This is a genomic window from Psychrobacter proteolyticus (assembly GCF_038155145.1).
GTDB classification, from domain to species: Bacteria; Pseudomonadota; Gammaproteobacteria; order Pseudomonadales; family Moraxellaceae; genus Psychrobacter; species Psychrobacter proteolyticus_B.
The window spans coordinates 1-212 of the sequence record NZ_JBAKAY010000203.1 but is presented as its reverse complement, the minus strand read 5'-3'; the positions used below and the strand labels follow the sequence as shown (position 1 = coordinate 212).

At 50.5% G+C, this 212-nt stretch carries 1 pseudogene; it reads right to left on the bottom strand.

Features of this window, described 5'->3' with window-relative positions:
* Positions 1-212: pseudogene (locus tag V6252_RS13535) on the bottom strand (DNA primase); the annotation flags it as partial.

Genomic DNA, 212 nt, shown 5'->3' with positions numbered 1-212 from the left:
ATAATAGCCATACATTATATGCTGCTTATGAACGACGGGCGAGGCTGAGGAGTTGATATATTTAGGCTTTACTGCGTCTTCGAGTGCCCGACCACCAAAGCCAATAGTGCGGCCTTGGGTGTCACGGATTGGGAAGATGACTCGGTCGCGCAATAGATCGTAGTCGCGGGCAGACTCTGACTGCCGTACCAATCCAAAAGCTTTTAGACCCT